The organism is Rhodococcus sp. B7740 (assembly GCF_000954115.1).
Taxonomy (GTDB): Bacteria; Actinomycetota; Actinomycetes; order Mycobacteriales; family Mycobacteriaceae; genus Rhodococcoides.
Map to the genome: position 1 here is coordinate 5,097,254 of NZ_CP010797.1, position 27,000 is coordinate 5,124,253.

Genomic DNA, 27,000 nt, shown 5'->3' on the forward strand with positions numbered 1-27,000 from the left:
CGCGCGCGGGTTTGCGAGGACCAGAGGGTCCCAGTCGATCACGGCTCGAGGTCCGGCTCGCCCACATCCCAGCCGCCGCGTCGGATGCGCAGGATGTAGACCAGTTCGTTGCTTCCGAACGCCTCGACTGTGGTGAACCGTTTCGGCTCGGTGTTGACCTCGGGATTGCGTGCGTGAGCTTCCTCGTAGAGTTGAGTGGCTCGTAGATCGGCCAATTCGACGCGGGTCCAGAAGTCGTCGGACTGCACCGAGTACACCAGCCTCGGCGCGCCGTCGGTGACGTGTGCGACGTCGATGTCGTCATCGTCGGAATCGGAGTCCTCGAGGTCCAGATCGAGGTCGTCCTCGGAATCGGTGTCCTGCTCTGCGTCGGTTCCGATCAGATAGACACCCGCCTGCAGGTCACCAGCGGCGACCGTCATGTACTCGGCGTAGTCGCCGGTGTCGATTCCGTCCACGTCCATGTATGTACGGTAGCCATGTGCTGCTTCGTTCACTGAACCCACTCGCCGTTGCGCGGGGAGACGATATTCCCGACGCCATCACGATCGACGGAGTCTCCCTCTCTCGTGCCGATATCCTGGGCGCGGCGACGTCCGTGGCCGAGCGCATCTCACGAGCCGACCGCCTCGCGATCTACGCGACGCCGTCGGTGAAGACGGTGCTCGCCGTCGTGGGTGCACTCATCGCCGGTGTCACCGTGGTACCCGTTCCGCCCGATGCAGGGGTGGCCGAACGTGAGCACATCCTCCGCGACTCGGGCGCGCAGGCGTGGCTCGGTGAAGCACCGCCCGATACCTCCGGCCTCGATGTTCTGCCGGTGCGTCAGCATGCACGGTCGTGGCACAGCTACCCCGAACCGCTACCGTCCTCGGTTGCGTTCGTGCTCTACACCTCCGGTACCACCGGCCCGCCGAAAGGCGTCCTGATCGCTCGCAGCGCCATCGCGGCCGGGCTCGACGCGTTGGCGCAGGCCTGGGCATGGACGTCGAAAGACACTGTGGTGCAGGGACTTCCGTTGTTCCACGTGCACGGCCTCATTCTCGGTGTCCTCGGCCCGCTTCGGGTGGGCAGCCCGCTGATCCACACCGGTAAGCCGACGCCGGAGCTGTACGCGGCCGCACGCGGATCCCTGTACTTCGGGGTGCCGACCGTATGGTCGCGCATCGCCGCGGACGAGGACTCGGCCCGCGCTCTTGCCGGTGCCCGTCTGCTGGTTTCCGGCAGTGCCCCGCTTCCGGTCCCGGTGTTCGAAAAGCTGCGTGAACTCACCGGCCAGGCTCCGATCGAGCGATACGGCATGAGCGAAACCCTCATCACCATCAGCACCCGCGCCGACGGGGAGCGTCGCGCAGGCTCGGTCGGACTGCCGGTCGCGGGCGTCGAGACACGGTTGCGCGGAGAGAAGGGCGAAATCCTGCCGCACGACGGCGAATCCATCGGAGCGTTGCAGATCCGCTGCCCGATGCTGTTCGACGGCTACCTGAACAACCCCGAGGCGACGGCGAAAACCTTCACCGAGGACGGGTGGTTCGACACCGGGGACGTCGCTCTCATCGAGCCCGACGGCTTCCATCGAATCGTGGGACGAGCCTCGACCGATCTGATCAAGTCCGGCGGATATCGCGTCGGCGCAGGGGAGATCGAGACGGTGTTGCTGGGGCATCCGAGCGTCGACGAGGTGGCCGTGGTCGGTGTGCCCGACGACGATCTGGGTCAGCGCATCGTCGCGTTCGTCGTCGGAACCGATGTGCAGGATCGGGTGCTGATCGATCTGGTGGCCACCGAGCTGTCGATTCACAAGCGGCCCCGTGAGATTCGCGTCGTCGACTCCCTCCCGCGTAATGCGATGGGGAAGGTGCAGAAGAAGCTGCTCGGCTGACGCTGTTGACGTTATAGGTTAGGCATGCCTATCGTTCTGAGCCATGACCGCACCTGCGCCCGCAATCGCCATCGGGGCAACCCAGCTCGAGACCGGCACGATCGAGGCCGCGACGCGTCGTGAGTTCCTCATCGGCAGCGTCGCGATCGCGGCCCTGCTCGCCGGATGCGGTACCGGTGAGGACCAGGCCCCGGGCGACGGGACGGCCGCGGACGGCTATCCCCGCACGATCGTCGACGATGCCGGTGAGTCCGTCGTGATCGACCGTCGGCCCCAGCGGGTGGCGTGTGTGGCCAACCTGTGGGATCTGGACACGGTGCTCGCGCTCGGTGTCGTCCCCGTGCAGTTCGGGGTGCGTGAGGGCTTCGCCGAGATGACCGGCGCACCGAACCGGTCGTGGGAATGGCACGAGAACGCCCTCACCGAACTCGGCGGGTCGAGTGAGCGGATCTCCCTCGGCGAGTCGATCGACACCGAGCGCATCGCCGCGGCCGAACCGGACCTCATCATCGGAGACGACGGGGTGGCCGAGTCTCGTTCCCAGCTCGAATCGCTCGCCCCGGTGCTTCAGATCGCGTACTTCGATTGGCGACGCAACCTGCAGATCATCGGCGACGCACTCGATCGGCGAGATCGCGCGGACGAGCTCATCTCGGACACCGAGGCGAGGATGTCCGCCGCGCTCGAAGGCCTCGACGTCGCAGGTGCGACGGTCGGTCTGATTGCCGCCTACGACACGTCGACGTTCTACGGACTCGGTCACGAGTCGATCCCTGCCGTGGATCTGTTCCGGCGGGCCGGGTTCACGACGGTCGCCGCCCTGTCCGACGGAGCGACCGCCGACGCCCCGCGCCCCGAGTTCTCCGCCGAGAACGCCGACATCCTCGCCGGTGCCGACGTGCTCGTCGTGTTCGACTTCGGCTCGACCGGGATCGTCGATACCGGACTGTTCACCTCGTTGCCGAGCGTCGCAGCGGGCCGGGTGGTGGTGCTCGAACAAGGTGAAGTGGCTCAGGGCTTCTCGACGTTGAGCCCGCTCAATCTCGACATCTGCATCGATGTGGTCCGCCGCGCAGCCGAACTGCTCTGATGAACGCCGTCGTCAGCAGGAGTGCGAGGCGGCGGTTAAATTCGAGAGATGACCACTATCGATGGTGCGCGCATTCTCGTATTCGGTGCCAGTGGCGGTCTCGGCGGTCCGATCGTCGAGCAGCTCGCGAAGGCCGGTGCTCGGCTGACCGTGAGCGGCCGGAGCATCGAGTCTGACCACCACACGGTGAATGCCGATCTGACGCTGCCTGATTCGGCTCGCTCGGTGGTCGCGGAGGCCGTCGAACACCACGGCGGACTGGACGGGATCGTCATCGCCGCAGGTGTCGTGGCGTTCGGGCCGGTCACCGACGTGGACGACGACACCGTCGACGAACTGTTGCTGCTCAACTATCTCGCACCACTGCGGGTACTTCGAGAAGCGCTGACCACCCTGGACCAGGGCGGGTTCGTGCTCAACATCAGTGCCGTCGTGGCCGACAAGCCGATGCCGAACATGGGTGCCTACTCGGCGAGCAAGGCCGCAGTGACGGCGCTGCTGAAAAGCGTTCGTACAGAGGCACGTAAGTCGAAGATCAGGATCGTCGACGTGCGTCCGCCGCACACCGAGACGGGTCTTGCGACGCGGCCGATCGCCGGGCAGGCACCGAAACTGCCCCAGGGTCTGACGCCGGAGGCGGTGGCGGAACGTATCGTCGCGGCGATCACCGACGACGAAACCGACGTCGGCGCAGACCAGTTCTCTTAGGCTATTGTCGGCACCGTGACCGAGACACATGTGACCGACGCGGGCAGAAGGCTCGTGCGTCGTCGCACCATCGATCTGTGCCTGGTCTGCACGTCTTCCTGTTCGTAACTGTCGATCGAACCCAGCCCCGACGAGCTCTACGTGCTCCTCGGGTTCTTCCGGCAACCTTTTTCGACGAACAGGATCACTCATGACCACATCTGTGTCCCACCTCGGCGGCATCATCGCCGCCACCGACGAGGCCGTGCAGGCCGACGCCAAGAACGCCCAGGCGGTCTTCCGGGCCTCGGTCACCGCGCACGATGCCGTCGCCAGCACCGTCACCCTGGGCAAGTACAGCGTCGAGGTCGACGAGCCGCCCGCCCTCGGTGGTGAGAACAAGGCGGCCAACCCGGTCGAGTACTACCTGGCGTCTCTGCTGTCCTGCCAGGTGGTCACGTACCGCGTCTGGGCGGAGAAGCTCGGTATCGTCGTCGACGACATCAAGGCCAAGGCCGAGGGTGACCTCGACGTTCGCGGATTCTTCGGTTTCGACGACGACGTTCGTCCCGGTTTCGGTGAGGTGCGGGTCGTGGTGACCGTTACCGGTCCCGAGTCGCGGGAGCGGTACGAGGAGCTGCAGAAGGCCGTCGACGATCACTGCCCCGTGCTGGATCTGACGCGCAATCCCACCCCGATCCACACCGTTCTCGAAACGGCCTGACGTCATGAGCGAACGGACATTCGGTCTGCGTACCAGAGCAATTCACGCCGGAGCGAGACCTGACCCTTCCACCGGTTCGCGTGCGGTGCCGATCTACCAGACGGCGAGCTACGTGTTCGAGAATTCGGCGGACGCGGGCGATCTGTTCGCTCTGCAGAAGTACGGCAACGTCTACAGCCGCATCGGGAACCCCACCGTCGCCGCCTTCGAGGAGCGCATTGCGAGCCTCGAAGGCGGTATCGGGGCGGTCGCGTTCGCCAGTGGGTTGTCGGCCGAGTTCGCGGTGTTCGCTGCGCTTGCCGGTAGCGGAGACCATATCGTTGCCGCGGCCGGGCTCTACGGCGGCACGGTGACCCAGCTCGATGTGACCCTGCGCCGCTTCGGCGTCGAGACCACGTTCGTTCCCGGCACCGATCCGGCGGATTACGCAGCGGCGGTGACGGATTCGACCAAACTGATCTACGCCGAGATCATCGGTAACCCGTCGGGCGAGATCGCCGACCTCGAGGGTCTCGCCGCTGTCGCGCACGATCACGGAATTCCGTTGGTGATCGACGCGACCATGGCGACTCCCTGGCTCAGTCGGCCCATCGAATTCGGTGCCGACATCGTGATCCACTCGGCCACCAAGTTCCTCGGCGGACATGGTTCCACCCTCGGGGAGTGGTGATCGAATCCGGTCGATTCGATTGGGGCTCTGGCAAATTCCCGCAGATGACCGAACCGGTTGCGTCGTACGGCGGGCTGTCGTGGTGGGGGAACTTCGGCGAGTACGGCTTTCTGACGAAGCTGCGCAGCGAGCAGTTGCGCGACATCGGGGGCGCCTTGGCACCGCAATCGGCATTCACGTTGATCCAGGGAGTGGAAACGCTGCCGCAACGGATGGATGCGCACGTCGGCAATACCCGAGTGGTCGCCGAGTGGCTCGATCACGATTCGCGTGTCGACTACGTGAGATGGGCTGGCCTTGAGGGCCATCCGCATCACGACCGGGCAGCGAAGTACCTTCCCGCCGGTCCCGGTGCGGTGTTCGCCTTCGGAATCGACGGTGGCCGCGAGGCCGGGCAGAGGTTCGTCGAGAGCGTTCAGGTCGCCAGCCACGTCGCCAATATCGGCGACGTGCGGACGCTGGTGATCCACCCGGGCAGCACCACACACCGACAACTGAGCGACGAGCAACTTCGCGGAGCAGGTGTCGGACCCGAGTTGATTCGTATCAGCGTCGGACTCGAAGATGCCGAGGACATTCTGTGGGACCTGGATCAGGCCCTGACGCTGGCAACAGGAAAGGCGCGGTCATGAGCGAGCGCACCTGGCAGGGCCCGTCCGCCCAAGAGCGTCAGCGCATTCTGCGGGAGACCAAGACGGTCGCGATCGTCGGGGCGTCGAAGAATACCTCGCGGGCAAGTTACTTCGTCAACCGGTACCTGTCCTCGACGAGCAACTACGAGATATTTCTCGTGAATCCCACGGTCACCGATATCGAGGGGACGACGGTATATCCGACGCTCGCGGATCTGCCGAAGCCGCCGGACCTGGTGGACGTGTTCCGCAAGTACGACGACTTGCCCGAGGTCCTGTCCGAAACGATTGCAGTGCAGGCGAAGACGATCTGGCTGCAACTGGGACTGTGGCACGAGCAGGTGGCCCGCGACGGGCAGGCCGCGGGACTGAACGTTGTCATGGATCGGTGCCTCAAGATCGAGCACGCCCGATTCCACGGAGGACTGCATCTGGCCGGATTCGATACGGGAGTGATCGATTCGCGTCGTATCCGCGGTTGACAGGCCTCAGGCTTTCAGCAGACGACCGCTGATCTTGGCGGCCAATGACCGCGGAGCCAAACGCACACCGCCGGCGCTGATCTTGTTGGACAGGCCGGAGACCACACTCGCGGGGTGCGGCGAGAATCCAACGCGCGCATGGCTGTCGAGACCACCTGTTCGGAGGTCTGGAAATTGCCCACCGCGGCGTCTTCGGACCCCACGACGTCGAAGAACTCGGTGCGGGTGGGGCCGGGGGAGAGCGCGAGAATCTTCAGCGGCGAGCTACGGTGCTCGAAGGCCAAGGCCTCGGTGAAGTTGAGGACGAAGGCCTTCGTGGCACCGTAGACAGCCATGTTGGGGGTGGGTTGGTACGCAGCGGTACTCGCGATGTTGATCAGCGCGCCGGTGAGGTTGGGCAGAAACGCATGCGTCAGGTCGACCAGCGCGCTCACGTTCAGCGCGATCTCTGCGGCGATGCGCTCGGGATCCTCGTCGGCAAATTTCCCGTGAGTTCCGAAACCTGCGTTGTTGACGAGTGTGGTGGGGATGATTCCTTTGTCGGCCAATGTGGTCCGGAGGGTCTCGCCGACGCCGGGAACCCCCAGATCCATCGCGACAACGGTTGCGGTGACGCCGTGGTCGGCTTCGATTCGTCGTGCCAGGGTGTCCAGTCGGTCGGCACGCCGTGCCACCAGGACGACGTTCTCGCCCCGTGCCGCGAATCGAGTGGCGAACTCCTCGCCGAGGCCCGAACTTGCTCCGGTGATCAGTGCTGTGGAAGTCATGTCCGCCAATGTAGGCAGTGTCAGCATTGTTGTCAACGCCAACATCGCCTAGGGTGGAACCCATGGCAACGCAGCGGTACCACCACGGTGACCTGCGCGCGGTACTGCTCGACGAGGCCGAACGGAGCATCGCGCACCGCGGAGTCGACGCATTGTCACTTCGACAGCTGGCCAGAGATGTCGGGGTCAGTCACGGTGCTCCCGCGCGCCACTTCCGCGACAAGCAAGCCCTGTTGGATGCGCTGGCCCTGCACGGTTTCGAGGAACTGAACCGCCGGATGGTCGCCGCGGCAACTGGACCCGGTGAGCTGATGGCTCGGTTTCGTGCAGTCGCTCGCGCCTACCTCGGATTCGCCGTCGAACATCCGGAGTTGCTGGACGTCATGTACAGCACCAAGCATCATCCCGACGCCAGCGAGAAGCTGAAAACTGTTGCGCACGAGAGCATGACCGCCACCGAGGCATTGCTCAGCGAAGCCATCGCCGCAGGTGTGATCACCGAGGCTCCACCCGAGATCCTCGCGCGGGTTGCTTTCGCCAGCGTGCACGGACTTGCGATGCTGGCCACCGGGGACCTGCTCGACGGCGTCGCGATCGAGGATCTTCTCGACGCGACCGTCGACACGCTGCTGCGTGGGTTCACCTAGGTTGAACGGCATGACCGAATACGACCTGCAACGCTTCGTCGACGCCCAGGACCCCGTCTGGACCGCAGTGACGAAGGAACTGAAGGCGGGACGCAAGCAGACACACTGGATGTGGTTCGTGTTCCCACAGTTGGCGGGACTGGGGCGTAGCGCGACCGCTCAACACTTCGGCATCGCCGATCTGACCGAGGCGGAGCTCTACCTCTCGCACGAAGTGTTGGGCCCTCGCCTGAAGAAGGCAGCAAGGCTTGTGGCAGCTGTCGAGGGGCGGACGGTCGACGAGATCTTCGGTTATCCCGACAACCTGAAGTTGCATTCGTCCATGACGCTTTTCGCCGAAGCTACCAAGGGTCCGTCCGTATTCGGCGAAGTGTTGCAGAAGTATTTCGCCGGTGAATTCGATAGCCCGACACTCGACTTGCTCGACGAGCGATACCGCTAGCATCGCATCCATGACCACTCCACTCGCGGGATCCATTGCCTTCGTCCACGCCAGCTGGCACCTGGACATCGTCGATCGCGCGCGAGTGGGATTCGCCGCCGAACTGAAAAATCTCGGAGAAGCCGAGACGGCTATCGACGTGTTCGAGGTGCCTGGGGCCTTCGAGATCCCACTGCACGCACAGCGGCTCGCCAAGACGGGCACGTACTCCGCGATCGTCGCCGCTGCACTGGTGGTGGACGGTGGAATCTACCGACACGACTTCGTCGAAACGGCGGTCATCGACGGCCTGATGCGAGTGCAGCTGGACACCGACGTGCCGGTGTTCTCCGTGGTGCTGACGCCACACCACTTCCACGAACACGCCGACCACAACGCCTTCTTCACCGCCCACCTCGAAACCAAAGGCGCAGAAGCCGCACGGGCTGTGGTGAAAACCCTGGCGTCACTGGGGACCATCGGCTGACGCTCGGCGGGCAATCCTGTGTTCGCCGAACATGGGGTGCTCCGGGAGCTCGACGACGCGAGCACGTGGGCCGTTCTCGAAAAGCGATACGCATCCGACCCCACCGGGCAACTCGATGTCGACTGGACAGCCAGTGAATTCGAGCTCCGCGAAATTGCCTCGAATACGTACTTGCTGACCTACATTCTCGAGCAGGGCGGCCGATCCACCCGCAGGATGACGTTGTGGCAACGCCGCGCGGGTGACTGGAAAATCCTCTATCACCAAGGCACGCCCGTATCCGATACCACACCCCACCGACAGGTTTGGAATACTGAATAGTCAAGCAGCACAATAGTTTTCGATTCAACAATAATTGCAAGTCGAACGCACGTTCGATACACTTCATGGCATGACCACAGCGATCTGGCAACTGAGCGAGGCCGAACTCCTCGCCGACGCCGCCGCGGTCTCCCACCAGATCCAACTGCTCGAGGCCCGGCGCATCGCTCTCGTCGCCGACATCGACACCCGCGTCTCACGGGAGAAACTCGGATTCCCCGGCCCCGCCGGCTGGCTCACCTCCACCACCCTGCTCTCGGCGGGTAAAGCAAACAAGATCGTCGCTCTCGCCCGCGGACTGAAGAACTTCCCCGACATCGCCGACGCCATCGACACCGGCGTCATGTCCGTCGACCACGCCGCGTTGATCCTCACCTTCGCGGAAACCCCACCGAAGAATCTGCCGCAAGAAGGCCAGGACATCGCGCGGAAAGCGATGATCACCGCTGCGACCGGGCCCGGAGCCCGCACCGGCCGCATCCGCGAAGCGATCACCAAACTCCACGACACCTACGGCGGCAAGACACCACCCGCCGAGGACACCGACCGCAACGAATTCTTCGCCTCCAAGACGTTGAACGGCCGGCTCGTACTCAAAGGAGACTTCGATGCGATCACCGGAGAAAAACTCCTCACCGCACTCTCCCCGCTGACCGAACCACGACCCGACCCCGACGGCACCGAGACACCCAAAACCGGAGACGACCGCAGCCCCGCCAGGCGTCGCGCCGACGCTTTCGGACACATCATCGACCAGTACCTCGCCTCGAGCAATCGCCCCACCGAAGGCGGCGAGAGGCCGCACCTGAACCTGCACATCACCCTGCGTGATCTCACCGACCTCCGCGACAGTGCCGACGGTGCTGACGTCGATGACATCGCCGACGACGAAACCACTCGCGCTGCAGCCGAATCCGACACCGGCGAAGTAGATCCGGTCGACATCAACACCGGACACCCCATCCACCCCGATGCGGAAGACGGGACGAATCCACCTTGTGCCGCAGATCGCGGCGCGTATCGGGACCTGTTCGGCGACGGCACTTCGGTCGGGTGGCTGCCCTGGATGGGACCACTGTCCCGCAACACCTCCCGCCAACTCGCCTGCGACTGCCTCCTCACCGCCATCGTCATGGACGAGAACGGCTCACCGATCAACCTCGCCCGCACCGCACGCACCGTCACCGCAAAACAACGCAAAGCCCTCATCGCGAGAGATCACACCTGCGCCTTCCCCGGCTGCGGAAAACCCGCCGCCTGGACAGAAGCGCATCACATTTGGCACTGGGCCGATGGTGGCCCCACCGACATGAACAACCTCGTCCTCCTGTGCGGATTCCACCACCGACTCCTCCACCACAGTGACTGGGAAGTGTTCATCGGCGTCGACAACCACCCGTGGTTCGTGCCACCGGCAACCGTCGACCCGTACCGACAACCCAGACCATCCCACGCCCGAGCAGGCCCACACATCGCCTGAACCCGCCCAAAGACCACTCCAGCCCCGCACCGAGAACACGGTGCGGGGCTGGAAGAGGTTGGCAGTAAGCCTGATTCGGGAATTCAGCTCTCAGTCGTTGGCGTGCAGTGCCGCGTTCAGTTCGACGCCGGTGCCCTTCCACGGCACCACCTCGACAGCGCCCGACAGCGAGTTGCGACGGAACAGCAGGTTGGACTTGCCGGACAGTGTCGCCGCCTTCACCACTGTTCCATCCGGGCCACTCACCTTGGTTCCTGCGGTGATGTAGAGCCCGGCCTCGACGACGCAGTCGTCACCGAGTGAAATGCCGAGCCCGGAGTTCGCGCCCAGCAGGCAGCTCTTTCCGACGGAAATGACATTCTTGCCGCCGCCGGAGAGCGTGCCCATGATCGACGCGCCGCCGCCCACATCGGAACCGTCGCCCACGACGACGCCCGCGGAGATGCGACCCTCGACCATCGAGTTGCCGAGCGTGCCGGCGTTGAAGTTGACGAAGCCCTCGTGCATGACCGTCGTTCCGCTGGCCAGGTGCGCGCCGAGACGAACGCGGTCGGCGTCGGCGATCCGAACACCGGTGGGAACGACGTAGTCGACCAGGCGCGGGAACTTGTCGACTCCGAACACGGTCACCGGACCGCGGGCACGAAGTTTCGCGCGCACCGTCTCGAAACCGTCCACCGCCGCGGGCCCGAAGTTGGTCCACACCACATTGGACAGCAGACCGAACACGCCGTCGAGGTTCTGCCCGTGCGGCTGGATCAACCGGTGCGAAAGCAGGTGCAGTCGCAGATACGCGTCGTGGGCGTCGATCGGAGCGTCGTCGAGAGAGGCGATGCTGGTGCGCACTGCGACTACCTCGACGCCGCGCGCCTCGTCCGGTCCGACGAGAGCGGCCAGCTCCTCGGGGACGTCCGAACCCTCGAGCCGGACGGTGCCGGTCTCGAAGCCCGACCCGAGCTCCGGGTTCGGAAACCAGGTGTCGAGAACGACGCCCGACGTCGTGATGTTGGCAATACCTACTGCTGATGCTCCCTGTGCGCTCACGGCTCGAAGAATACGCGGTGGACCCGGAGGGCGGGTTGGCCCGTCATTGCGGGAACGTCGACTGTTCCTGGACGTCGTTCCCGACGCGGCGTCGGTTCGTTATCGGTTCGACCGTGGAGCGTGATCGCATCGGAATGCCGGCGGAGGCATCGACGGCGGGGAAGCTGACAGAGTTTCCCGGTGACCACACGTCCCGACTCCCGCATCCGTGGAGTGACCTCGGTGATGGCGGACGGTGTGTCCTTCACAGGGTTGGTGACGACCCTGGCGACGACGATCGTGCTCGGGGTCGCCCTGGGTTTGCATGTCGCAGGCGCGTGGTAGACATCGTCATCGGCTGACAGGGGGTCGCCGAGGTTGGGGGAGTGTCATGGGTTCGAGCAAGTCCGCGCGTATGCGTTCGGTCGTCACGGCGATCGCTGCTGCGATGGTGGTGGCCGGGAGCGTCGTCGTCGGGTCCGGCACCGCAGTCGCCGATCCCTCCTGCGCCGGCGCAGGCGGTCCGTCGGCAGTGGTCGCACGGATCCCGGGTGCGGCTCTGGAAGGCCTGACGGTCGACGCCTCGGGCCGGGCCTACGTCACCGACATCGTCTCCGGACGGGTGTACCGCATCGACGCGCCGGGGCAGGCCGCCTATCCCATCGCGACGGTTCCCAGCGGCGGCGGTGGTGCCCTGGCCTGGATGCCCGACGGCACCCTGCTGGTCGGCTACGGGGCCGACCCTCGCGTCTTCGTCGGAGACATCGTCAAGGCCGCCGGGATCGTGCGGCTCGACGTGAACACCCTGATCGTGACCCCGTTCGCAACCGGTCTGAGCGCAGCCAACGGACTTGCCGTCGCCGCTGACGGAACGGTGTACGCCACCAACGACTTCGGCTCGCTCATCGGCCGGATCGGCCCCGATGGTTCGGTCGACCCGGCGTGGGCGAGCTTCCCCAGTGCCAACGGCGCAGTGCTCGACGCTGCCGATCGGTACCTCTACGTCTCGCGCACCTTCGTGAACCCGGGCGTCAGCCGGATTCCGATCGCCGACCCCTCGGGGCCGGAAAGCGTGCTCGACCTGACGGGACTCGACTCGTTCGCAGCTCCGGACGGGCTCACCCTCGACGACGCCGGACGTCCGGTGGTACCCCTGAATGCAGGCGGCTCCGTCGTCCGCATCGATGCGCCGGGGGCGACGTGCGTCATCGGCACCGGAACTCGGTTGACCAGCGTCGTCGCCTACGGTCGCTCCGACCAGGGGTTCTCGAACGGAAGATTGTTCGGTGCAGGCTTCGACGGCGTGGTCCGCGAGATTCCGGGATCCACGGCCTAGAGTTTTCACCCGTGACGCTCGAACTGAATGCAGACCCGATCGACCTCACCGCGGCGCTGGTGGACATCCCCAGTGTCAGCGAGGACGAATCGCGCATTGCGGACGAGGTGGAACGGGCGCTCCGCGACCAGACGACCGGCTTCGAGATCATCCGCAGTGGCAACGCCGTGCTGGCCCGGACCAACTTCGGGCTCGGGTCGCGCGTGGTGCTCGCCGGGCACCTCGACACGGTCCCCATCGCAGACAACGTGCCGTCGAGGCGGGAACACGACAGCGCCGAAGGTGACATCCTGCACGGCTGCGGAACCGTCGACATGAAGTCGGGCGACGCAGTGTTCCTGCATCTCGCCGCGACGATCGACAATCCTGCGCACGATCTCACTCTGGTGTTCTACGACTGCGAGGAGATCGCGGCTGCCCGCAACGGGCTGGGCCGCATCGAACGCGAACTTCCCGAATGGCTGGTCGCCGACGTCGCGATCCTCGGCGAACCGTCCGGCGGGTTCATCGAGGCCGGTTGCCAAGGGACACTCCGTGTTCGGTTGACGGCGTCGGGAACACGGGCTCACAGTGCCCGGTCCTGGTTGGGCGACAATGCAATTCACAAATTCGGCGCGGTTCTGAACCGGCTCGCGGCGTATCGGGCACGCACCGTCGACATCGACGGCTGCGTGTATCGGGAAGGGCTGCAAGCGGTCCGGATCTCCGGTGGGGTCGCGGGCAACGTCGTTCCCGACGCGGCCGAGCTCGATGTCAACTTTCGCTTCGCACCCGATCGCAGCGTCGACGACGCCGTCGAACACGTTCGTGAGGTGGTCGAGGGACTGGATCTCGGCTTCGAGGTCACCGACTCGTCGCCGGGTGCCCTTCCCGGACTGAACCAGCCTGCGGCGGCTGCGCTGATCGAAGCCGCGGGCGGACAGTTCCGCGCCAAGTACGGCTGGACGGACGTCTCCCGGTTCTCGGCGCTCGGTATTCCGGCGGTCAACTACGGACCCGGCGACCCCAATCTCGCCCACAAGCGCGACGAACGCGTCCCCGTCGAGCAGATCAGCCACGTCACGCAGGTTCTCCGGAGCTACCTCACTGCCGGATAGCCTGAACGCCATGAACAGCGACCAGGACCCAGGTAGTTCCGAGGAACACGGCAGTTCCGAAGAACACAGCAGTTTCGAGTGGCACAGCAGCGAGAAGCCGGCCAAGCACAAGGGATCCGTCGTACTTCGGCGTGGCCGGAACACCGAGACCTCCACCTCGGATCAGCGCCTGCTCGACGAGCGAGGACCGGGGAACTGGATTCACTCCGACACCTGGCGAGTGCTGCGCATCCAGAGCGAATTCGTCGAGGGATTCGGTGCACTCGCCGAGGTCCCCAAGGCCGTGACGGTGTTCGGTTCGGCGCGCACCCCCGTCGACCATCCCGAGTACGCCCGAGCCCGACAGCTCGGAGCCGCTCTCGCGAAGGAGGGCTTCGCCGTCATCACCGGTGGTGGGCCGGGCGCGATGGAGGGGGCGAACCGAGGTGCGAGCGAGGCCGACGGGTACTCGATCGGGCTCGGGATCGAGCTGCCGTTCGAGCAGGGCCTCAACGAATGGGTCGATCTGGGCGTCAACTTTCGCTACTTCTTCGTTCGCAAGACCATGTTCGTGAAGTACTCGCAGGCGTTCGTGTGCCTTCCCGGCGGCTTCGGTACTCTCGACGAACTCTTCGAGGCGCTGACCCTGGTGCAGACGGCCAAGGTCACCAGGTTCCCGATCGTGTTGCTGGGCAAGGACTTCTGGTCGGGACTGCTCGATTGGATCAAGACGACTCTCGTGAAAGAAGGCAAGGTGTCCGAGAAGGACCTCGAACTGATCCACTGCACCGACAGCGTCGACGAGGCTGTCCGGATCGTCCGCGAGGCCCAGCAGTGAGCGATCGTGGCACGACCGAACGCGCGATCAGTGTCTGCGTCTACTGCGCGTCCGGTCCCGTCGACTCCTCCTTCATCGACCTCGCCGCCGAGGTCGGCACCGAGATCGGCCGACGAGGCTGGCAGCTCGTCTCGGGCGGCGGCAACGTGTCGATGATGGGCGCCGTTGCTGCGGCGACGCGAGCTGCGGGCGGCAACACGGTCGGCGTGATCCCCAAAGCACTCGTGCATCGCGAGGTCGCCGATGTCGATGCCGACGAGTTGATCGTCACCGACACCATGCGCGAGCGGAAGAAGATCATGGAGGACCGCGCCGACGCGTTCATCACCTTGCCGGGTGGCATCGGGACGTTGGAGGAGCTGTTCGAGACGTGGACCGCGGGCTATCTCGGGATGCACAGCAAGCCGATGGTGATGCTCGACCCATTCGGACATTTCGACGGCATGATGCAGTGGATCGACGGGCTGCTGGCCACGGGCTTCGTCCAGCAGCGCGCTGTGGATGCCCTGATCAGAACCGCGTCGGTCGAGGCTGCCCTGGACGCCTGTGCAACGTTGTGACAGGTCACCAACCGTGGCCGACGAGTGCGCTCCTCAAAGTTGTTACTCTCAAGTAGGGTAAGAAATCTCACATCGTCTTCAAAGGGGAGTACATGGCTGTCGATGCCCGTCAGAAAATTGGAGTGACCGACCTCGCGGTCGCGTTGCCGAAAATGGTGACGGAGGTGCCCAGTCTCCTCAAGGGCCTGGCGGGATTCACCCGCAAACCCGACCACAAGGCGTCGATCGGTCAGGTCTTCCAGGATGCTGCCGCGAAGAACAGCGACCGTCCGTTCGTGCGGTTCGAGGGTGAGTCGATCACCTACCGGGACGCGAACGAGCTCGTCAACCAGTACGCCGCGGTGTTCGCAGACCACGGAGTCAAGCGCGGCGACGTCGTCGGCATCCTCAGCAAGAACCGTCCGGAGGCGCTGTTCGCCGCCCTTGCCGCCGTCAAACTCGGCGCCACCGCGGGAATGCTGAACTACAACCAGCGCGGCGATGTACTCGAACACAGCCTGGGCATTCTCGAGGCGAAGGTCCTCGTACTGGACGAGAACGCGCAGGAGGCGCTCGATTCGCTCGACGGGGAGCCGAAGGTCGGTGCCGTACTGCCGCTGAAGAAACTCGCCGAACTCGCCGCGACGGCGTCGACAGCCAACCCGAAGGTGACCGCCGAGATCCAGGCCAAGGAGAAGGCGTTCTACATCTTCACCTCGGGCACCACCGGCATGCCGAAGGCGAGCCTGATGAGCCACTTCCGCTGGCTCAAGTCCATGTCCGGTCTCGGCAACATGGGTGTCCGGCTGCGCAGCAACGACGTCATCTACTGCTGCCTGCCGCTCTACCATAACAACGCGCTGACGGTGACGCTGTCCTCGGTGCTCGCGGGCGGCGCGACGATAGCCATCGGCAAGCAGTTCTCGGTGAGCAATTTCTGGGACGACATTCGGGTCAACAAGGCCACCGCGTTCACCTATATCGGCGAGCTGTGCCGCTACCTGCTGACACAGCCGAAGAAGAGCTCCGACCGCGACAACTCGGTGAAACTGATCGTCGGCAACGGACTGCGCCCGGAGATCTGGGAGGAGTTCACCGAACGATTCGGCATCTCCCGCGTCGCCGAGTTCTACGGTGCAAGCGAGTGCAACATCGCGTTCATCAACGCCCTCAACATGAAGAAGACCGCCGGGATCTGCCCGCTCCCGTACGCCGTCGTCCAGTACGACGAGGAGTCCGGCAAGGCCAAGCGCGGGCAGGACGGCAAGCTCCGCAAGGTCGGAAACGGCGAGGTCGGACTGTTGCTGTCCAAGGTGACCGACCGGGCGCCGTTCGACGGCTACTCCGACGACATGGCCACCGAGAAGAAGTTGGTGCGCGACGGCTTCAAGGACGGCGACGCGTGGTTCGACACCGGCGATCTGGTTCGTAAGCAGGGCTGGATGCACGTCGCATTCGTCGACCGTCTCGGCGACACCTTCCGTTGGAAGGGTGAGAACGTGGCCACCACCCAGGTCGAAGGTGCGCTCGGTGGGCATCCGTCGATCGACGGTGCCGTCGTGTACGGCGTCGACATCGAGGGAACCGACGGCAAGGCAGGCATGGCTGCGGTGACGCTGCGCGAGGGCGAGACCTTCGACGGCAAGTCCACGGCCGCGCACCTCTACGACAAGCTCCCCACGTACGCGGTGCCCCTCTTCGTCAGGGTCGTCGACAGCCTCGAGCAGACGTCGACGTTCAAGAGTCAGAAGGTGGCCCTGCGCAAGCTCGGCTACGAGGAAGACGGCGACAGCGACCTGTACGTGCTGCGCGGCAAGTCCGGTGGCTACGAGAAGGCGTACGACGGCTACGTCGCCGAGGTCGCCGCAGGCAAGGCTCCCAAGGGCTGAGCACCCGAAAGATGCGCTCGTGTCACTATTGATTTCATGAGCACCCTCTGCGGCAAACCGGTCGCCGACGATCGCGCATTGGTCATGGCCATCGTCAATCGCACCCCCGATTCGTTCTACGACGGGGGTGCGAATTTCAGCGACGACGCTGCGATGGCGTCGGTGCACCGGGCTGTCGCAGAGGGTGCCGACATGATCGACATCGGTGGTGTGAAAGCAGGTCCCGGCGACATCGTCGACGCCGAGGAGGAGATCCGCCGTGTCGTCCCGTTCGTCGAGGCGATCCGGGACGCGTATCCGGAGCTGCTGATCAGTGTGGACACCTGGCGCAGCGAGGTAGCTCGACTGGCCTGCGGTGTCGGAGCGGATCTGATCAACGACACGTGGGCCGGGGCCGACCCCGAGCTGGTGCGCGTCGCTGCCGCCGAAGGAGTCGGCATCGTCTGCTCGCACACCGGCGGTGCGGTGCCCCGTACTCGCCCGCATCGGGTTCGGTACGCCGATGTCGTGGCCGACGTGATCACCGAAGTCACCGCCGCCGCGGAGAACGCCGTTGCGGAGGGGGTGAAAAAAGATTCGATTCTGATCGATCCGACGCACGATTTCGGGAAAAACACCTATCACGGGCTCGAGTTGTTGCGTCGCGTGGACGATCTTGTAAACACCGGGTGGCCTGTGCTCATGGCGCTGAGCAACAAGGACTTCGTAGGCGAGACTCTAGGGGTAGAGCTCGCCGACCGGTTGGAGGGAACATTGGCAGCGACAGCATTGGCCGCAGCAGGCGGAGCCCGAATGTTCCGGGTGCACGAAGTTGCGTCGACCAGAAGAGTCGTCGACATGGTGGCAGCGATCCAGGGACTGAGAACCCCGGCGCGGACGGTCAGGGGTCTGGCATGACGCTTGCAGATCGAACGGACGTCACCAGGGCGTGGTCCGAGACCAACAGCTGGGACACCCCGGAGTGGACCATTGCCGAGCTCGAGGCCGCCAAAGCGGGCCGAACGGTGTCGGTGGTACTGCCGGCACTGAACGAGGAACAGACGGTCGCCGCTGTCATCGACACCATCCACCCGTTGCTCGGTGGCCTCGTCGACGAGCTGATCGTGTTGGACTCCGGTTCCACCGACGAGACGGCCGTGCGCGCGACAGCGGCCGGCGCACGCGTCATCAGCCGAGAAGAAGCGGTACCCGGTGTGGACCCGGTACCGGGCAAGGGCGAGGTTCTGTGGCGTTCGGTCGCCGCGTCGACCGGTGATCTCATCGCGTTCGTCGACTCCGACCTGATCAACCCCGATCCGGCGTTCGTGCCCAAGTTGCTCGGCCCCCTGCTGATGGGCGACGGCATCCACCTCGTCAAGGGCTACTACCGCCGTCCGTTACGGACCAGTGGAACCGAGGACGCCAACGGCGGTGGACGCGTCACCGAGCTCGTGGCGAGGCCGCTGCTCGCTGCCCTTCGGCCCGAGCTGACCGGGGTCATTCAGCCCCTCGGCGGTGAGTATGCCGGAACGCGTGAGCTTCTGTCCGCGGTGCCGTTCGCACCCGGCTACGGAGTGGAGATCGGGCTGCTGCTCGATACCTACGACAGGCTCGGACTGCGGGCGATCGGCCAGGTGAATCTGGGTGTGCGCAAGCACCGCAACCGCCCGCTGGTCGAACTCGGGGCCATGAGCAGACAGATCGTCGGGACGATGCTCAATCGGTGCGGGATGGTCGATTCCGGTGCCGGTCTGATGCAGTTCCGGGTCGACGGCGACTCGTTCGAGCCGTTCTCGACCGAGGTGTCGTTGCTGGACCGACCGGCGATGAACTCGCTGAAGTAGCGTGTCGGGCGGTCGTGACAAGATCGTGGCATGTTGACGCTGCTGATCTACGTCGTCGTCATTGCCGTCGTCGCCGCTGCATTGTTCTTCGTGGCGTCAGCGGTTTTCGGTCGCGGTGAGGAACTGGGCCCGCTGCCCGAGGGAACCACCGCGACCGTTCTGCCGGCCGAAGGCGTCACCGGTGCCGACGTGCATGCGCTGAAGTTTCAGCAGAGCCTGCGCGGCTACAAGCCCAGCGAGGTCGACTGGGCGTTGGAGCGACTGGGCGGCGAGATCGACATGCTCCGTTCGCGGCTGTCGGCTGCGCAGCAGGCACAGGAGACGGTCGCCCCGTCCCCGGATGAGCCGGACGAGCGATGAGCGCTGTCGCCGGACCGGACGGCCGACTGCGCTGCCCCTGGGGTGCCACCGACGACGACCTGTACCGGAACTACCACGATCTCGAATGGGGACAGCCGCTCCACGGCCGCAACGAGCTCTACGAGCGGCTCTGTCTCGAAGCGTTCCAATCGGGCCTGTCGTGGATCACGATCCTGCGCAAACGCGACAGCTTCCGCACGGCATTCGCCGGATTCGATCCCGAGCTGGTGGCCCGGTTCGGCGACGCCGATGTCGAACGGTTGATGAACGACGCGTCCATCGTGCGCAACAGGCTCAAGATCGACGCTGCGGTGAGCAACGCACGTGCCATCGTCGATTTCGACGATACCGACCTCGACACCCTGCTCTGGTCGTTCGCTCCGAAACCCAGGCCGGCGCGACTGACCGAGTTCTCCGATGTGCCCGCCTCGACTCCGGAGTCCACCGCTCTGGCCAAGGAGCTCAAGCGGCGGGGCCTACGGTTCGTCGGTCCGACAACTGCCTACGCCTTGATGCAGGCCACCGGAATGGTCGACGATCACCTGTCGGGGTGTTGGGTGCAGGTCGTCAATACCGACTCCGGTTCCCGGTATCGACGACGATAGGGAAGAATAGGGGACAACACCCGTCGCCCCGCGACGAAATTGTCTTTTTGGCCTAGGCGCCGAGCTGGTGGGCGCAGATCTGGAGGGAGCAGAGGATGGCGGCGATGAAGCCCCGGACCGGGGACGGTCCCCTCGAAGCAACCAAAGAGGGACGAGGAATCGTCATGCGCGTCCCGCTCGAGGGGGGCGGCCGATTGGTCGTCGAATTGACCCCCGACGAGGCCGCGGCGCTCGGTGACGAATTGAAGGGTGTCACCGGCTGACCGTTCTGTCGATCGATCATCGCTCAGCCCCGCTCGCCGTGACGGCAAGCGGGGCTTTGTGTTGTGTTCACGACTGTGTCGTCCGGCAGAGTCGTGACGGAGGAGGTGTCCGATGCTGACCGACGTCGTGGACGTGCTTCTGTGTCCGCAGTGCCGAGCACGCGAGGTCGACTCCGGGCTCGGTGTCGGCGACACGGATCGGGCGCTGTGGTGCGATCGAGGGCACTCGTTCGATGTCGCTCGGCAGGGGTACGTCAGTCTGCTGACCGGTGACGGCGGCAAGTTCACCGGCGATTCGGCCGAGATGATCGCCGCGCGCGATGCGTTCCTGGGGGAGGGGCACTTCGACCCGATTGCCCGAGCAGTGTCTGCGGGGGTCCCGGTGGACAGCGAGTTGGTGCTCGACGTCGGGGTCGGAACCGGTCACTATCTCGCGGCTGTTCTCGACGACCACCCCGAGGCTCGGGGGATGGGCGTCGACGTGTCGAAGTTCGCGGCCAGGCGCGCTGCGCGGTCCCATCCCCGGCTGGGGTCCGTGGTCGCCGACATCTGGAGCGGACTTCCGGTGCGGTCGGGTGCCCTGTCCGCGGTGACGTGCGTCTTCGCTCCGCGCAACGCCGGAGAACTGAATCGGGTACTCGTCGACGACGGCGTGTTGGTGGTCGTCACGCCCACGACGCGGCATCAGCGCGAGCTGCGGGGGCCGCTGGGACTCATCGGTGTCGACGAGGACAAGCCCCGCCGCCTGAGCGAATCGTTGTCCGGTCTGTTCGAACCGGTCACGGAATCTCCGCTGGAATACTCGATGATGCTTTCGCACAACGACATCGAGGCTTTGATCGGCATGGGCCCGTCGGCGCGTCACGGTGACCCCGAGGCGCGGGCTGCGGCGCTGACGCAGCTACCGGACACCACTGAGGTCACCGCGTCGGTGACGGTGTCGACCTATCGCAAGACGAATCGCTGAGTCGTCCCGATCAGCGGCGGCGCGCCAGAGCGTCGTTGTAGACGGCGAGAGTCTGCTTCGCGATCGACGCCCAGGAGAACTCGGCGACGGCCCGCTCTCGACCCGCCTTGCCCATCGCTGCCGCGAGCGCGGGATCGAGGGCGACCTCGTTGACGGTCTCGGCCAGGTTCCGCTCGAAGGCATCGGGTTCGTAGGAGTTGTAGTGCACCAGGCGTCCGGTGCGGCCCTCGTCGACGACCTCGGGAATGCCGCCGACATCCGATGCCACCACAGCAGTTTCGCAGGCCATCGCCTCGAGGTTGACGATGCCCAGTGGCTCGTACACCGAGGGGCAGACGAAGACGGCTGCTGCAGTGAGGATCTCGCGAATCTTGTCGGTGGGCAGCATGTCCTTGACCCAGAACACACCGCCGCGCTGCTCGGCGAGCAGGGCGACGGCCCGCTCGGTTTCCGCGGCGATCTCCGGAGTGTCGGGGGCACCAGCGCACAGGACGAGTTGGATCGACGGGTCGAAGTGGTGGGCGGCAGCGATCAGGTGGCCCACACCCTTCTGCCTGGTGATGCGGCCGACGAACGCGACGATCGGCTTGCTTCGATCGACGCCGATCTCGTCCAGAGTTGCGGTGCCCTGGTCGGCGAACCACCGCTGCGTGTCGATTCCGTTGCGCACCACATGAACACGGCTCGGATCGAGCCGCGGGTACGCGTCGAGCACGTCTTTGGCCATGCCCTCGCTGACGGCGATGACCGCGTCTGCGTATTCCACGGCATTGCGCTCGGACCACGACGAGATGCGGTAGCCGCCGCCGAGCTGCTCGGCCTTCCACGGCCGTCGTGGTTCGAGTGAGTGTGCGGTGAGGATGTGCGGAACGTCGTACAACTCGGCGGCGAGATGGCCCGCGAGGCCGGTGTACCAGGTGTGTGAGTGCACCACATCGGCGTCGGCGGCGGCGTTGGCCATCCGCAGCTCGGCCGACAGCGTCGTCAACGCGGCGTTCGCTCCGGCGAGTGCGGGATCGGGGTCGTGCACCTGCGCGGTGTCGCGCGGCGCGCCCATGCAGTGGATGTCCACGTCGCACAGCGATTTCAGCTGCGCGGTCAACTCCGTGACATGGACTCCTGCGCCACCGTAGATCTCCGGGGGATATTCCTTGGTCATCATTGCTACGCGCACGTGAACGAACCTACATTCCCCAGCAGTTGTGCGTGTACTGCTAGCAAGGTTCTCTCGGTGCGGATAGGTTGAGTGGGTGAGGACACAACCGCACGTACTAGGGATTGTGCTTGCCGGCGGTGAGGGTAAGCGCCTTTACCCGATGACCGCGGACCGAGCCAAGCCAGCCGTGCCCTTCGGGGGCGCCTACCGACTCATCGACTTCGTACTGAGCAATCTCGTCAACGCCGGCTACCTCCGGCTCTGCGTGCTCACCCAGTACAAGTCCCATTCACTGGACCGCCACATCTCGCAGACATGGCGACTGTCCGGTTTCGCCGGGGAGTACATCACTCCGGTCCCGGCACAGCAGCGTCTCGGGCCCCGGTGGTACACCGGCAGCGCCGACGCCATCTTCCAGTCGCTGAACCTGGTGTACGACGAGGACCCCGAGTACATCGTGGTCTTCGGAGCCGACCACGTGTACCGGATGGACCCGGAGCAGATGGTGCAGCAGCACATCGACTCCGGTGCCGGCGTCACCGTCGCGGGCATCCGGGTTCCGCGTAGCGAGGCATTCGCGTTCGGATGCATCGACTCGGACGAGAACGGCAAGATCACCCAGTTCCTCGAGAAGCCGGCGCAGCCGCCCGGGACCCCCGACGATCCCGACGTCACCTACGCCTCGATGGGCAACTACGTGTTCACCACCAAGGTGCTCGTCGACGCCATCAAGGCCGACTCCGAGAACGTCGACTCCGACCACGACATGGGTGGCGACATCATTCCGGCACTCGTCGAAGCGGGCGTCGCCTCGGTCTACGACTTCAACGACAACGTCGTTCCCGGTGCCACCGAACGCGACCGCGGATACTGGCGAGACGTCGGCACCATCGACGCCTTCTACGACGCCCACATGGACCTCGTGTCGGTGCATCCCATCTTCAACCTCTACAACCGGCGCTGGCCCATCCGCGGATCGGCCGAGAACCTGCCGCCCGCCAAGTTCGTCCAGGGCGGCTTGGCTCAGGAGTCGGTCGTCGGTGCCGGCTGCATCCTGTCCGCGGCCACCGTCCGCAACTCGGTTCTCAGCTCCAACGTCATGATCGACAGTGGTGCGACCGTCGAGGGCAGCGTCCTGATGCCCGGCGTCCGTATCGGCAAGGGTGCGGTGGTGCGGCACGCGATCCTGGACAAGAACGTCGTCGTCGGTGACGGCGAGATCATCGGTGTCGATCACGAACGCGACCGCGAACGCTTCAACGTCAGCGCCGGGGGAGTCGTCTCCGTCGGCAAGGGCGTCTGGATCTAGTGCGCTGCGCGCAGTGGTGCGGTCAAGTGCCCTCTGTGGCTCCTGACCGCACCACTGCCGTAGGCATTTACGCTCTCGACGCGCAGATCAACCCGTCGCCCAGAGGCAGCAGCACCGTCGTCAGACGCTCGTCCTCGGCGATGGCCCGGGCGGCGGATCGAACGGCAACTGCGGTGGCGTCGCGCTGAGTCGGGTCGGCGACTCGCCCACCCAGTAACGCGTTGTGCAGCACCAGAACTCCACCGGGTCGCAGGAGTCGAACACTCTCGGCGACGAAGTGCGGATGGTCGGCCGGACTGGCATCGATGAAGACCAGATCGTAGGTGTCGTCGGCCAACCGGGGGAGCACATCGAGCGCCCAGCCGTTGATCAACCGGGTGCGCGAGGGCGCAATTCCCCCGCGCGGAACGCTTCTCGGGCTGCACGCTGGTGCTCGGGCTCGGTGTCGATGGTGGTGAGCACACCGTCCACGCGCATCCCGTCGAGCAACCACAGACCACTGATTCCAGCGCCGGTACCGATTTCGACGACAGTCTTCGCACCGAGCATCTGGGTGAAGATGGACAGAATCGCTCCGACCGACGGCGGTACCGGTGCGGCACCCAGGTCGACGGCTCGCTCTCTGGCTGCGATCAGAACCTCGTCCTCCTGAGCGGAGTCTTCGGCGTAGGCGAGCATCTTCTCGGCGTTGGTCGGCACGCCCCGAGGCTATCGTGCCCAGGGCACATTCTCACGCACACATTCTCAGGTGCGCCTCAGCTGTTTCATACCGGACCCACACGCGGGTCCGTCAGGCTGTGCAGGAGTCGAAGGTCCATCTCGATTGCGAAGTGTGAGCTGGAACATCCGAGGGTAGTCGTCGGTTGAATCAGAAGGACGTACGCAGTCCTGAGCAGGAGGATCCAACTATTTACAAGATCAACGGCGATCGCGACAGCGCGCGTCTACCCGAGTCCGTACCCGCACCCGACGATCTCAGCGGCACCGCAGTGTTCGATGCGACCGGCGAGAACTCCACCATGCCGTCCTGGGACGAACTGGTTCGCGAACACGGCGACCGCGTCTACCGACTGGCCTACCGCCTGTCCGGCAACGCCCAGGACGCCGAGGACCTGACGCAGGACACTTTCATTCGCGTGTTCCGCTCCCTGTCGAATTACCAGCCGGGCACCTTCGAGGGGTGGCTGCACCGCATCACCACCAATCTGTTCCTGGACATGGTTCGTCGTCGCAGCCGCATCCGTATGGAGGCGCTCCCCGAGGACTACGACCGTGTTCCCTCGGACCGACCCAACCCCGAGCAGATCTACCACGATGCTCGCCTCGACCCCGATCTGCAGTCCGCGCTCGACTCGCTGGCACCGGAGTTCCGTGCCGCAATCGTGCTGTGCGACATCGAAGGACTGTCGTACGAGGAGATCGGTGCGACACTGGGCGTCAAGCTCGGAACTGTTCGCAGTCGCATTCACCGTGGACGCCAGGCGCTACGCGAGTACCTTCGAGTGCACGGGAAGGTCGACTCCGGTCACGCAAGTGTCCACTAGCTACGAGGAGGGTTGGATGACGCAGGCGCGCAAGCCGAAGCGATTCAGCTCCACCGAACATCTGGCCAGTGAGGCCATCGCGGCGTACGTCGATGGCGAATTGCGAATGCCCGCCTATCTCCGCGCAGCAGACCACCTGTCCGAATGCCCCGAGTGCGCCGCCGAGGTCGAGGCCCAGCAGCAGGCGCGCAAGGCACTGCGTGGAGCAGGGGAGATGTCGATGCCACACTCCTTGCTCGGCCTGCTCAGTCAGATACCGTCCTGCGCGGGCGAGGATCGGCCGACCCACACCAAGAGAACGTTCATGTCCGCTGTCGCCGACGTCCGCCGTCGCCGACGCTGATCGCATCGACATCTGCCCCACGACTTCTCACCTGCATCGAGCCGCGCCGACCGCTCGAGTGATACTGAACTCTCACACCGACGTATGCGAGGGGTAACCGGACGCGTGACATCGAATTCGACCAGCACCGAGGCCGCAGGCACCGACCCATCGGAGATCGAGCCCGACGGCATCGGCTCGGCGGGACCGGAGGGTCCGCGGTTGCCACCTCGTCCGGTGTATCGACCTTCCGTCGATCCGGTGTCGGCTTCGGTGTTCGGACGTCCCGACGACGTGGACGGTTCGTTCTCTCCTCGTAGGCCCGGTGAGGAACTTCCCTCACGTGTTTCGGTGCGTCCACCCGATCCCATCCTCGCCGAGGCGTTCGGACGCCCGGACGATGCCACGGAATCGCTGCAGCGCGACCCGAACGCCGAGGACGACAGCGACGCCGCTCCGTCGGCTCCGGCAGATCCGTGGCGCGACCCCACCGCTCGGGTGTCCCTCGGCAGCGCGGCGCTCGACACCCCGCCCCCTCCAGTGCTGCCGCCGGGAACCAAACTCGGTGTGCGCGACGTGCTGTTCGGGCGGTCGGTATCGGCCCGAGCTCTGGTGGTGCTCGGTGTTCTGGCACTCGTCATCGGATTGGTCGGCGGGTTGTTCGGTCGCCTCACCGCCGAGGTGACCGGCGCGTTGACCAGCCAGAAAGTGACTCTGACCCAATCCAGCGGCGACGACATCCCGCGCGGGCAGATCAGCAAGGTCGCCGACGCAGTCCTGCCCTCCGTGGTGTCGATCCAGGTGACGCTCGGCGACACCGGCGGTACCGGCTCGGGCGTCGTCATCGCAGGTGAGGGCTACATCGTGACGAACAATCACGTGATCTCACTGGCCGCATCCGACCCGGAGAACTCGACCCTCGAAGTGACCTTCTCCGACGGCACCAAGGTGCCAGCGGACATCGTCGGACGAGACACCAAGACCGACCTCGCCGTCCTCAAGACCGACGTCGGCAACCTCACCGTGGCCGAGCTCGGTCGTTCCGCCGACGTTCGCGTCGGGCAGGACGTGATCGCCGTCGGCTCACCGCTGGGATTGAACAAGACCGTCACCTCCGGCATCGTCAGCGCGCTCGACCGACCCGTTGCCCTGTCGGGTGAAGGCACCGACACCAATGCCGTCATCGATGCCGTACAGACCGACGCCGCCATCAACCCCGGCAACTCCGGTGGCCCGCTCATCGACTTCGAAGGCCGCGTGATCGGCATCAACTCCGCCATCCGCAGCGAGAGCGGCGGATCGGTCGGCCTCGGCTTCGCCATTCCGGTCGACGAGGTGTTCGAGGTGACACAGGCGCTGATCCGGGACGGCGTGATGCGGCACCCCGACATCGGAATCAATGCCCGCTCGGTCATCAACGACACCTCGGCCGGCGCGGAAGTGGCGAACGTCCGCTCGGGCGGTCCTGCCCAGCAGGCCGGAATCGTCGAAGGAGATGTCATCACCAAGGTCGGTGACCGAGCAGTGGGCGACGCCGACGAACTGGTCGTCGCCGTGCAGGCCACGACGATCGGGGAGCCCGTTCCAGTGCAACTCGTTCGGTCCGGGCGGCTGGTGGACCTGTCCGTCACGCCGGTTTCGGACTGACGACGTAGGCTGG

At 65.2% G+C, this 27,000-nt stretch carries 30 protein-coding genes and 2 pseudogenes; 27 read left to right on the top strand and 5 right to left on the bottom strand.

Annotated features, from left to right (window positions below):
- Positions 1-38: 38 nt before the first annotated feature.
- Positions 39-464, bottom strand: coding sequence for a hypothetical protein (locus NY08_RS23890; protein WP_045199197.1), 426 nt, complete (start codon positions 462-464; stop codon positions 39-41).
- Between the two features lie 2 nt (positions 465-466).
- On the opposite strand from NY08_RS23890, the gene NY08_RS23895 reads away from it, so the two are divergent.
- The 7 genes from NY08_RS23895 to NY08_RS23920 all read left to right on the top strand — a co-directional run bounded on the left by NY08_RS23895 (position 467) and on the right by NY08_RS23920 (position 6,167).
- The gene (locus NY08_RS23895; RefSeq protein ID WP_045199199.1) at positions 467-1,882 is read left to right on the top strand and encodes an acyl-CoA synthetase; all 1,416 of its coding nucleotides are present in this window, start codon (positions 467-469) and stop codon (positions 1,880-1,882) included.
- Between the two features lie 43 nt (positions 1,883-1,925).
- Positions 1,926-2,972 carry an ABC transporter substrate-binding protein gene (locus NY08_RS23900; RefSeq protein WP_045199201.1) on the top strand — a complete coding sequence of 349 codons (1,047 nt, stop codon included), beginning with the start codon at positions 1,926-1,928 and terminating at the stop codon, positions 2,970-2,972.
- Between the two features lie 48 nt (positions 2,973-3,020).
- Entirely contained in the window at positions 3,021-3,680 is a 660-nt protein-coding gene (locus NY08_RS23905) for an SDR family NAD(P)-dependent oxidoreductase (RefSeq protein ID WP_032394076.1), read from the top strand.
- A 190-nt stretch (positions 3,681-3,870) separates the two neighbouring features.
- A complete protein-coding gene (locus NY08_RS23910) occupies positions 3,871-4,383 on the top strand; it encodes an OsmC family protein (RefSeq protein WP_032394077.1) in 513 nt (170 codons plus the stop codon).
- 4 nt (positions 4,384-4,387) lie between these two features.
- Complete coding sequence (locus NY08_RS26760; RefSeq protein WP_442970767.1) at positions 4,388-5,053, top strand: aminotransferase class V-fold PLP-dependent enzyme; 666 nt, start codon at positions 4,388-4,390, stop codon at positions 5,051-5,053.
- A 44-nt stretch (positions 5,054-5,097) separates the two neighbouring features.
- Positions 5,098-5,685, top strand: coding sequence for a PLP-dependent transferase (locus NY08_RS26765; protein WP_442970768.1), 588 nt, complete (start codon positions 5,098-5,100; stop codon positions 5,683-5,685).
- Entirely contained in the window at positions 5,682-6,167 is a 486-nt protein-coding gene (locus NY08_RS23920) for a CoA-binding protein (protein ID WP_045199203.1), read from the top strand. The genes NY08_RS26765 and NY08_RS23920 overlap by 4 nt, the downstream gene beginning before the upstream one ends.
- A 6-nt stretch (positions 6,168-6,173) precedes the next feature.
- Here the strand turns inward: NY08_RS23920 and NY08_RS23925 are convergent.
- Positions 6,174-6,979 (bottom strand): annotated as a pseudogene (locus NY08_RS23925) (SDR family NAD(P)-dependent oxidoreductase).
- A gap of 17 nt (positions 6,980-6,996) precedes the next feature.
- Between NY08_RS23925 and NY08_RS23930 the strand changes: the two are divergent.
- The 4 genes from NY08_RS23930 to NY08_RS23950 all read left to right on the top strand — a co-directional run bounded on the left by NY08_RS23930 (position 6,997) and on the right by NY08_RS23950 (position 10,290).
- On the top strand, positions 6,997-7,581 hold the full coding sequence (locus tag NY08_RS23930; RefSeq protein ID WP_045199205.1) for a TetR/AcrR family transcriptional regulator: 585 nt from the start codon (positions 6,997-6,999) through the stop codon (positions 7,579-7,581).
- Positions 7,582-7,591: 10 nt separating this feature from the next.
- Positions 7,592-8,023: a DUF1810 domain-containing protein gene (locus tag NY08_RS23935; RefSeq protein WP_032394228.1), complete on the top strand. Its 432-nt coding sequence runs from the start codon at positions 7,592-7,594 to the stop codon at positions 8,021-8,023.
- A 10-nt stretch (positions 8,024-8,033) separates the two neighbouring features.
- Positions 8,034-8,489: a 6,7-dimethyl-8-ribityllumazine synthase gene (locus tag NY08_RS23940; RefSeq protein ID WP_045199207.1), complete on the top strand. Its 456-nt coding sequence runs from the start codon at positions 8,034-8,036 to the stop codon at positions 8,487-8,489.
- Between the two features lie 391 nt (positions 8,490-8,880).
- Entirely contained in the window at positions 8,881-10,290 is a 1,410-nt protein-coding gene (locus NY08_RS23950; RefSeq protein ID WP_045199209.1) for an HNH endonuclease signature motif containing protein, read from the top strand.
- A 90-nt stretch (positions 10,291-10,380) separates the two neighbouring features.
- Here the strand turns inward: NY08_RS23950 and dapD are convergent, their stop codons facing one another.
- Entirely contained in the window at positions 10,381-11,334 is a 954-nt protein-coding gene (gene dapD, locus NY08_RS23955) for a 2,3,4,5-tetrahydropyridine-2,6-dicarboxylate N-succinyltransferase (RefSeq protein WP_045199211.1), read from the bottom strand.
- A gap of 180 nt (positions 11,335-11,514) precedes the next feature.
- Between dapD and NY08_RS26170 the strand changes: the two genes are divergently transcribed.
- The 12 genes from NY08_RS26170 to NY08_RS24005 all read left to right on the top strand — a co-directional run bounded on the left by NY08_RS26170 (position 11,515) and on the right by NY08_RS24005 (position 21,009).
- Positions 11,515-11,658: a hypothetical protein gene (locus NY08_RS26170; protein WP_158462611.1), complete on the top strand. Its 144-nt coding sequence runs from the start codon at positions 11,515-11,517 to the stop codon at positions 11,656-11,658.
- Positions 11,659-11,704: 46 nt separating this feature from the next.
- Positions 11,705-12,649 (top strand): SMP-30/gluconolactonase/LRE family protein, encoded by a 945-nt coding sequence (locus tag NY08_RS23960; protein WP_045199213.1) that lies wholly within the window; start codon positions 11,705-11,707, stop codon positions 12,647-12,649.
- Between the two features lie 11 nt (positions 12,650-12,660).
- Positions 12,661-13,746 carry a succinyl-diaminopimelate desuccinylase gene (dapE, locus tag NY08_RS23965; RefSeq protein WP_144407424.1) on the top strand — a complete coding sequence of 362 codons (1,086 nt, stop codon included), beginning with the start codon at positions 12,661-12,663 and terminating at the stop codon, positions 13,744-13,746.
- A 10-nt stretch (positions 13,747-13,756) separates the two neighbouring features.
- Complete coding sequence (locus tag NY08_RS23970) at positions 13,757-14,563, top strand: TIGR00730 family Rossman fold protein (RefSeq protein WP_032394086.1); 807 nt, start codon at positions 13,757-13,759, stop codon at positions 14,561-14,563.
- Entirely contained in the window at positions 14,560-15,123 is a 564-nt protein-coding gene (locus NY08_RS23975) for a TIGR00730 family Rossman fold protein (RefSeq protein WP_032394087.1), read from the top strand. Before NY08_RS23970 ends, NY08_RS23975 begins: the two co-directional genes overlap by 4 nt.
- 92 nt (positions 15,124-15,215) lie before the next feature.
- Complete coding sequence (locus NY08_RS23980) at positions 15,216-16,991, top strand: long-chain-acyl-CoA synthetase (protein WP_045199216.1); 1,776 nt, start codon at positions 15,216-15,218, stop codon at positions 16,989-16,991.
- 36 nt (positions 16,992-17,027) lie between these two features.
- Entirely contained in the window at positions 17,028-17,888 is an 861-nt protein-coding gene (gene folP / locus NY08_RS23985; protein WP_032394089.1) for a dihydropteroate synthase, read from the top strand.
- The gene (locus NY08_RS23990) at positions 17,885-18,814 is read left to right on the top strand and encodes a glucosyl-3-phosphoglycerate synthase (RefSeq protein WP_032394090.1); all 930 of its coding nucleotides are present in this window, start codon (positions 17,885-17,887) and stop codon (positions 18,812-18,814) included. Before folP ends, NY08_RS23990 begins: the two co-directional genes overlap by 4 nt.
- 30 nt (positions 18,815-18,844) lie before the next feature.
- Positions 18,845-19,174 carry a DivIVA domain-containing protein gene (locus NY08_RS23995; RefSeq protein WP_032394091.1) on the top strand — a complete coding sequence of 110 codons (330 nt, stop codon included), beginning with the start codon at positions 18,845-18,847 and terminating at the stop codon, positions 19,172-19,174.
- Positions 19,171-19,779 (top strand): DNA-3-methyladenine glycosylase I, encoded by a 609-nt coding sequence (locus NY08_RS24000; protein ID WP_032394092.1) that lies wholly within the window; start codon positions 19,171-19,173, stop codon positions 19,777-19,779. The genes NY08_RS23995 and NY08_RS24000 overlap by 4 nt, the downstream gene beginning before the upstream one ends.
- A 95-nt stretch (positions 19,780-19,874) precedes the next feature.
- Positions 19,875-20,042: a DUF3117 domain-containing protein gene (locus NY08_RS25720; protein ID WP_008714277.1), complete on the top strand. Its 168-nt coding sequence runs from the start codon at positions 19,875-19,877 to the stop codon at positions 20,040-20,042.
- Between the two features lie 112 nt (positions 20,043-20,154).
- Positions 20,155-21,009: a methyltransferase domain-containing protein gene (locus NY08_RS24005; RefSeq protein WP_045199218.1), complete on the top strand. Its 855-nt coding sequence runs from the start codon at positions 20,155-20,157 to the stop codon at positions 21,007-21,009.
- Between the two features lie 10 nt (positions 21,010-21,019).
- On the opposite strand, the gene glgA is transcribed toward NY08_RS24005, so the two are convergent.
- Positions 21,020-22,183 (bottom strand): glycogen synthase, encoded by a 1,164-nt coding sequence (glgA, locus tag NY08_RS24010; RefSeq protein ID WP_032394094.1) that lies wholly within the window; start codon positions 22,181-22,183, stop codon positions 21,020-21,022.
- A 76-nt stretch (positions 22,184-22,259) separates the two neighbouring features.
- On the opposite strand from glgA, the gene glgC reads away from it, so the two are divergent.
- Positions 22,260-23,474: a glucose-1-phosphate adenylyltransferase gene (glgC, locus tag NY08_RS24015; protein WP_032394095.1), complete on the top strand. Its 1,215-nt coding sequence runs from the start codon at positions 22,260-22,262 to the stop codon at positions 23,472-23,474.
- A gap of 67 nt (positions 23,475-23,541) precedes the next feature.
- On the opposite strand, the pseudogene NY08_RS24020 reads toward glgC, so the two are convergent.
- Positions 23,542-24,152, bottom strand: a pseudogene (locus NY08_RS24020) (O-methyltransferase).
- Positions 24,153-24,391: 239 nt separating this feature from the next.
- Between NY08_RS24020 and sigE the strand changes: the two are divergent.
- The 3 genes from sigE (at position 24,392) to NY08_RS24035 (ending at position 26,987) form a co-directional block, all read left to right on the top strand.
- Positions 24,392-25,018: an RNA polymerase sigma factor SigE gene (sigE, locus tag NY08_RS24025; RefSeq protein ID WP_045201066.1), complete on the top strand. Its 627-nt coding sequence runs from the start codon at positions 24,392-24,394 to the stop codon at positions 25,016-25,018.
- A 16-nt stretch (positions 25,019-25,034) separates the two neighbouring features.
- Positions 25,035-25,361 carry an anti-sigma factor family protein gene (locus tag NY08_RS24030; protein ID WP_032394231.1) on the top strand — a complete coding sequence of 109 codons (327 nt, stop codon included), beginning with the start codon at positions 25,035-25,037 and terminating at the stop codon, positions 25,359-25,361.
- A gap of 84 nt (positions 25,362-25,445) precedes the next feature.
- Positions 25,446-26,987, top strand: a complete 1,542-nt coding sequence (locus tag NY08_RS24035; RefSeq protein WP_373453945.1) for a S1C family serine protease — start codon at positions 25,446-25,448, stop codon at positions 26,985-26,987.
- Positions 26,988-27,000: the final 13 nt, after the last annotated feature.

Excerpts from the sequence above, each read along its gene's own strand:
- NY08_RS24035 (WP_373453945.1), top strand. The coding sequence starts at position 25,446 with ATGCGAGGGGTAACCGGACGCGTGACATCGAATTCGACCAGCACCGAG.
- NY08_RS23995 (WP_032394091.1), top strand. The coding sequence starts at position 18,845 with ATGTTGACGCTGCTGATCTACGTCGTCGTCATTGCCGTCGTCGCCGCT.
- NY08_RS23980 (WP_045199216.1), top strand. The coding sequence starts at position 15,216 with ATGGCTGTCGATGCCCGTCAGAAAATTGGAGTGACCGACCTCGCGGTC.
- NY08_RS26760 (WP_442970767.1), top strand. The coding sequence starts at position 4,388 with ATGAGCGAACGGACATTCGGTCTGCGTACCAGAGCAATTCACGCCGGA.
- NY08_RS23950 (WP_045199209.1), top strand. The coding sequence starts at position 8,881 with ATGACCACAGCGATCTGGCAACTGAGCGAGGCCGAACTCCTCGCCGAC.
- NY08_RS23890 (WP_045199197.1), bottom strand. The coding sequence starts at position 464 with ATGGACGTGGACGGAATCGACACCGGCGACTACGCCGAGTACATGACG.
- NY08_RS23910 (WP_032394077.1), top strand. The coding sequence starts at position 3,871 with ATGACCACATCTGTGTCCCACCTCGGCGGCATCATCGCCGCCACCGAC.
- NY08_RS23960 (WP_045199213.1), top strand. The coding sequence starts at position 11,705 with ATGGGTTCGAGCAAGTCCGCGCGTATGCGTTCGGTCGTCACGGCGATC.
- NY08_RS24000 (WP_032394092.1), top strand. The coding sequence starts at position 19,171 with ATGAGCGCTGTCGCCGGACCGGACGGCCGACTGCGCTGCCCCTGGGGT.
- NY08_RS23935 (WP_032394228.1), top strand. The coding sequence starts at position 7,592 with ATGACCGAATACGACCTGCAACGCTTCGTCGACGCCCAGGACCCCGTC.
- NY08_RS26765 (WP_442970768.1), top strand. The coding sequence starts at position 5,098 with ATGACCGAACCGGTTGCGTCGTACGGCGGGCTGTCGTGGTGGGGGAAC.
- NY08_RS23895 (WP_045199199.1), top strand. The coding sequence starts at position 467 with ATGTACGGTAGCCATGTGCTGCTTCGTTCACTGAACCCACTCGCCGTT.
- NY08_RS23990 (WP_032394090.1), top strand. The coding sequence starts at position 17,885 with ATGACGCTTGCAGATCGAACGGACGTCACCAGGGCGTGGTCCGAGACC.
- NY08_RS23940 (WP_045199207.1), top strand. The coding sequence starts at position 8,034 with ATGACCACTCCACTCGCGGGATCCATTGCCTTCGTCCACGCCAGCTGG.
- NY08_RS24005 (WP_045199218.1), top strand. The coding sequence starts at position 20,155 with ATGCTGACCGACGTCGTGGACGTGCTTCTGTGTCCGCAGTGCCGAGCA.
- folP (WP_032394089.1), top strand. The coding sequence starts at position 17,028 with ATGAGCACCCTCTGCGGCAAACCGGTCGCCGACGATCGCGCATTGGTC.
- NY08_RS23920 (WP_045199203.1), top strand. The coding sequence starts at position 5,682 with ATGAGCGAGCGCACCTGGCAGGGCCCGTCCGCCCAAGAGCGTCAGCGC.
- NY08_RS23905 (WP_032394076.1), top strand. The coding sequence starts at position 3,021 with ATGACCACTATCGATGGTGCGCGCATTCTCGTATTCGGTGCCAGTGGC.
- NY08_RS25720 (WP_008714277.1), top strand. The coding sequence starts at position 19,875 with ATGGCGGCGATGAAGCCCCGGACCGGGGACGGTCCCCTCGAAGCAACC.
- NY08_RS23970 (WP_032394086.1), top strand. The coding sequence starts at position 13,757 with ATGAACAGCGACCAGGACCCAGGTAGTTCCGAGGAACACGGCAGTTCC.
- NY08_RS24030 (WP_032394231.1), top strand. The coding sequence starts at position 25,035 with ATGACGCAGGCGCGCAAGCCGAAGCGATTCAGCTCCACCGAACATCTG.
- NY08_RS23900 (WP_045199201.1), top strand. The coding sequence starts at position 1,926 with ATGACCGCACCTGCGCCCGCAATCGCCATCGGGGCAACCCAGCTCGAG.
- NY08_RS23930 (WP_045199205.1), top strand. The coding sequence starts at position 6,997 with ATGGCAACGCAGCGGTACCACCACGGTGACCTGCGCGCGGTACTGCTC.